6 protein-coding genes and 1 tRNA gene are annotated in these 4,998 nt (G+C 46.9%); all 7 read right to left on the reverse strand.

All coding sequences use genetic code 11. The features are described 5' to 3' along the window. Positions 1 to 58: 58 nt before the first annotated feature. A tRNA-Arg gene (locus tag BpJC4_RS15410) sits at positions 59 to 132 on the reverse strand. Between the two features lie 216 nt (positions 133 to 348). Beyond that, positions 349 to 858: a metallophosphoesterase gene (locus BpJC4_RS15415; RefSeq protein ID WP_151680271.1), complete on the reverse strand. Its 510-nt coding sequence runs from the start codon at positions 856 to 858 to the stop codon at positions 349 to 351. Next, positions 855 to 1,463 (reverse strand): XTP/dITP diphosphatase, encoded by a 609-nt coding sequence (locus BpJC4_RS15420; protein ID WP_151680272.1) that lies wholly within the window; start codon positions 1,461 to 1,463, stop codon positions 855 to 857. The genes BpJC4_RS15415 and BpJC4_RS15420 overlap by 4 nt, the downstream gene beginning before the upstream one ends. A gap of 13 nt (positions 1,464 to 1,476) precedes the next feature. Then, positions 1,477 to 2,217 carry a ribonuclease PH gene (gene rph / locus BpJC4_RS15425; RefSeq protein WP_151680273.1) on the reverse strand — a complete coding sequence of 247 codons (741 nt, stop codon included), beginning with the start codon at positions 2,215 to 2,217 and terminating at the stop codon, positions 1,477 to 1,479. A 101-nt stretch (positions 2,218 to 2,318) separates the two neighbouring features. Then, positions 2,319 to 3,359, reverse strand: coding sequence for a GerMN domain-containing protein (locus BpJC4_RS15430; RefSeq protein ID WP_151680337.1), 1,041 nt, complete (start codon positions 3,357 to 3,359; stop codon positions 2,319 to 2,321). A gap of 253 nt (positions 3,360 to 3,612) precedes the next feature. Then, positions 3,613 to 4,422 carry a glutamate racemase gene (racE, locus tag BpJC4_RS15435; protein ID WP_151680274.1) on the reverse strand — a complete coding sequence of 270 codons (810 nt, stop codon included), beginning with the start codon at positions 4,420 to 4,422 and terminating at the stop codon, positions 3,613 to 3,615. Between the two features lie 10 nt (positions 4,423 to 4,432). Then, positions 4,433 to 4,885 (reverse strand): MarR family winged helix-turn-helix transcriptional regulator, encoded by a 453-nt coding sequence (locus tag BpJC4_RS15440; RefSeq protein ID WP_172967582.1) that lies wholly within the window; start codon positions 4,883 to 4,885, stop codon positions 4,433 to 4,435. Positions 4,886 to 4,998: the final 113 nt, after the last annotated feature.

Genomic DNA, 4,998 nt, shown 5'->3' on the forward strand with positions numbered 1-4,998 from the left:
AAAAAAAGGCTGAATGACCGGGGAAACCCCCTGTCATTCAGCCTTTTTTTATTCGAAGCGTCCCAGAAGGGATTCGAACCCCCGACCGACGGCTTAGAAGGCCGCTGCTCTATCCAGCTGAGCTACTGGGACATTTTTCAAATGGCTCGTTGCGAACATACATTATTATACTCAGCAAACAATCAGTTGTCAATCCTATTTTTGCCAAACGATTTGATTATTTTGGGGAAACATGCGATGTTTTTGCGGAATGGAATTGGATTTCGTAGTGGGCACAATAACCTTAAGCCAATCATGCTCTGATTGCATGCCGCAGAACCAGCAGCTGCAATCAGAGCATGATTGACATTACAGCACGAATTCCTGGCGCAGATCTTCCAGTTCCCGGTGCTTGTCCGTATAAAACGAAACACGGATCGTATTGCCTTCTTTCTCAACGATGGCATATGTTTTCTCCACCCTGCCCCGCGGCATTAGAAGGCTGCCGGGATTGAGGAACAAGCGGTTGTCGATCATCTCCGCGCCAAGCACGTGGGAATGCCCGAAGAAGACAAAATCGGCGTCGACTTCTTTCGCTTTATAATTCAAATTCATCAGCGTCATTTTTACATTATAATGATGGCCGTGTGTGACAAAAATCGTATTGCCGTCAATTTTTTTTGTAATATCGAGCGGGAACCTCCGCTCGAAATCGCAATTTCCGCGCACGATCAAAAAATCTTTAATTTCTATCTGTCCGGCCCGCAGTTCGGAATCGCCGCAATGGATCAATGCATCGACAGAATCACCATATTGCTCTTGAAGCTCGGATAGTTCTTCTGTCAAACCGTGGCTGTCACTGACAATGAGCAACTTCATTTTTTGCCTTCCTCCCCTAAAATCAAATGCAATGAATCCGCCAGATTCGCTAATGCGTTTGCCCGATGGCTGATCTTATTTTTTTCTTTAGCGGGGAGCTGGGCCAGCGTTTTGCCGGACGAAAGCATAAAAATCGGGTCGTAGCCAAAACCGTACTCCCCCATCCTTTCGCGCGTAATCCTCCCTTTTAACGTTCCCGAAACGGTAAAGGTTTCCTTTCCGGGCTGCGCCACGGCAAGCGCGCAATAAAACGAAGCGGTGCGCTTTTCATCAGGCACATCTTCCATCTCGGAAAGCACTTTGTCAATATTGGCTTCATCGTTTTTTTCTTCCCCGGCATACCGTGCCGAATAAACGCCTGGCCTGCCGCCGAGCGCATCAACCATGAGCCCGGAATCGTCGGCGATCGCCATCATGCCGTAAGCTTTTGAAGCCGCCTCTGCTTTCAAAATCGCATTCTCTTCAAACGTACTCCCGGTTTCTTCGACATTCGCCGCACCTTCAAAATCCAAAAGCGTTTTAACTTCAAGCCCGAACCGGGAAAACAATGCTGCAAATTCTTTTGCTTTGCCTTTATTTTTTGTAGCGATTAATACAGCCGCCAATTTTTCCCCCTCCTTACTGTCCGATGAGCGGCAGCAAATCACCCAATATTTCTTTTTGTTTTTCAAAAAGTTCCTCCAAACCGGTTTGCGCAGCCGCGAGCAGTCCGTTCAGCTGGGCAGGGGTAAACGTCGCCCCCTCGCCCGTCCCCTGAAGTTCGACAAACTCCCCCGCGCTTGTCATCACAACATTCATGTCAACCAACGCCTTGCTGTCTTCCTCGTAATTGAGATCAAGGACGATCCCTTCTTCCGGGATAATGCCAACACTCGTTGCGGCCAGTAAATGCTGGATCGGGAATGTTGCGAATGGTTTTGATTTATGTATGTTTGCGATGGCTTCTGCCACAGCCACGAAAGCACCCGTCACCGAAGCGGTTCTTGTGCCGCCGTCTGCCTGGATGACATCGCAATCCACCCAGATCGTTTTTTCCCCAAGCTGATCCAAATCAACTGCCGCGCGCAAAGCCCTGCCAATTAACCGCTGGATTTCCATTGTCCTTCCCGACACTTTTCCTTTGGAAGACTCGCGGATATTCCGCTGCTGGGTTGCCCTCGGCAGCATGGAATATTCCGCTGCAATCCAGCCTTTTCCGCTCCCCCTTAAAAATGGCGGAACCCTGTCTTCCACACTGGCCGTACAAATCACCTTTGTATTGCCGACAGATATGAGGACAGAGCCTTCCGGATGCATTAAATAACCACTTTCAATATGTACAGGCCTTAATTCGGATGCCTCCCGCCCGTCTGTTCGCACTTCTCCGCTGCCTCCTTCAACAATATCCATACAACAAATAAGAGGTAGCCCGACTACCCCTTTTTAGTGTCCATATTTTATAGTATAACAAAAATATGCCCTTAAAAACTACCCGTGTTTACTTTTTCCGGCCTTGTGACCGGTTCAGAAAGCGGTTTTCCGTCTTCAGTGACAAGCTTCTTGCTGCCATCCACTTCCACCGCGACACTTTTGATGCCTTTCTGCTCCGTCAGCGTGAGGACTAGCGGTTTTAACACCTCATTGGAAATCATTTTTTGATCTAAACTGCCCAAAATTTCTTTGTTGAAATTGAGGGTAACTTTTCCAGCCTGAATTTCCGGCTTATTCAGCAATTTAACATCATCCATGAATCCGGAAACAAGACGGGAACTCGGGGACGGGCCATTGACAAGCTCTTCGACTGCCGCTTCCACATCATCTGACATTTTATCCGGAACGCGCTTTGTTACCGGCACGTAGTATTCTTTATCCCCCGTTTGCGCCAAATAATAGACGGTCACCGAATGGGTATTCGTAATATCAGCGACTTGATCGATATCCGTATTGATGCCGACAGCCCTCGTCAATCCGTCCTCATTAATCGGCGTTCCGGCTACCGGCATCGCCTTCAGCGCCTTTCCGTTCATCTTGAGGTTCACTTTTTGAATGGAATCGAACTGAGTGAGTGTCCACGTAATCGATTCCATGATTTTTTTCTCATCTGCAGCTTTGTATCCTTTAAAATCATCCGAAAAATCAACAGCCGCCACCTTGTCTTTTACATCAAGGGTGAATTGCGTATTGGCAGGAAGCACCGCGCGGAATCCGTTCGGAAGCAAATTGGACACAGGTCCGTCCTGCACCAAATATTCTAACGCCTGCTTTGCGACACTTTTGCTTTCAGGCAGCGCAATGGTTTGCGGCACGACATACCCATACTTATCTATTAAATACAATTCTGTCAGCACTTGCCCTTTTTTCGCTTTTGCCGCTGTTTTTGTCCCATCTTTCAAGGAAACGCTTTGGTGCGGATCTATTTTTTCCGGCTGTTTGTCCGGCAGCAGGCTGCATCCCGACATGTAAATGCCGGAAGCCGCCAACACCGCAGCGATGGTCCCGGCCGCTTTCGATCTTTTCAACATCCCTTCCCCCTCCTGAAGACTGTTTGTACTACTATGTATACGGGCACCGCCAAAATTTAGACCGGCCAGGCAAAAATTTCGGACTTTAACAAGCAAGTCGTTTTGAAATTCAGCATTTCATGGAACTCCATTATTTCATGGGCCGCAAGACTTCTGTATTCCATACGAACACCTCTGTTTTACAAGAGGTGGTTTGCCACATGCAGCCCTGTTCTATGTTGTTTCCTGGAACCGAAAGGAAAAAACCATCCAATCAGGAGAAAGTTTCTCCCAATTGAATGGTTTCAACATCGGTAATATCCTGCTCCAGCCAGTCGGAAGCAAGTGCGGCAAATATTTTTCTTGACCCTGTTGTAAAGAAGCGGTGTTTCGCCCTTGTATCTTCCATATTGAAAATATCGTGAAAGTAAAGGATCGTGCTCACTTCACGGGCCGTTTCTTCACCTGAACTGATGACCGATACGTTCTCGCCCATCACATTTTTGATGATCGAGCCGAGGAGCGGATAATGGGTACATCCGAGGATCAAAGTATCAATCCCGCAGTTTTGGATCGGATAGAGCGTTTCTGCGACAATTTTTTTCGCAATCGGGCTGTTGTACTGGCCGCTCTCCACAAGCGGTACAAATTTCGGGCAGGCAAGCGCCGTAATCCTGACTTTTTTATTGATGCTTTTTAACGCCCGTTCATATGCTTGGCTTTTAATTGTCCCGATGGTGCCCAATACGCCGATCCGGAAGTTTTTTGTATGTTTTAAAGCAGCACGTGCGCCTGGGTAAATAACACCAAGAACAGGAATTTTGAGCTGCTCCCTTACTTCGTCCAAAATGACTGCCGTCGCCGTGTTGCAGGCAATAACAAGCATTTTGATATGTTTATCAAGCAAAAAATGGATCATTTGCCATGTAAATTTTTTCACTTCTTCAACAGGTCTTGGTCCGTATGGGCAACGCGCCGTGTCGCCCACATAATAAATCGATTCATTCGGGAGCTGCCGCATCACTTCCTTAACAACAGTCAGACCGCCTACTCCCGAATCAATAATGCCAATTGGTGCATTCAAACTTCTCGCCTCATTCTGTCTTCATTTCCTGATGCAGTTTCACTAAGTTGCTTTTTAATTTTACGAGTTCTTCCGGTGAAAAATGGCAGAGTACAGAGTTCAAATACGTCTGCCTTTTTTTGATCACCTCGTCGATCAGCACGCGACCTTTTTCCAACAAGTGGATGCGCACAACACGCCTGTCATGCGGATCTTTTACGCGCTTAACAAGCTCATTTTTTTCCATCCGGTCAATCAGGTCAGTCGTTGTGCTGAATGCCAGATACATTTTTGTCGACAGCTCCCCGATTGTCATGTCACCTTCTTCAAAAAGCCACTGCAGTGCCAAAAATTGGGGAGGCGTTATTTTATAATCGCTTAATAATTCCCGGCCTTTTTGCTTGACAATACCGGAAATATAGCGTAAGTCTTTTTCAATCTGCGCCACGATTTCCGGATCATGTATGTACGGTTGTTGTTCCATGTCCAAAGCGGCCCCTCTCCGATAAAATACGTTTCCTACTATTATTATATAACAGAATTACTATATGCTATTTTGACCTTTTTCGCGGAAAATTTCAAGCTGGTTTTTACTAT

Origin of the sequence: Weizmannia acidilactici, assembly GCF_008974185.1 — a bacterium.
In the GTDB taxonomy this organism is placed as follows: Bacteria; Bacillota; Bacilli; order Bacillales; family Bacillaceae_C; genus Weizmannia; species Weizmannia acidilactici.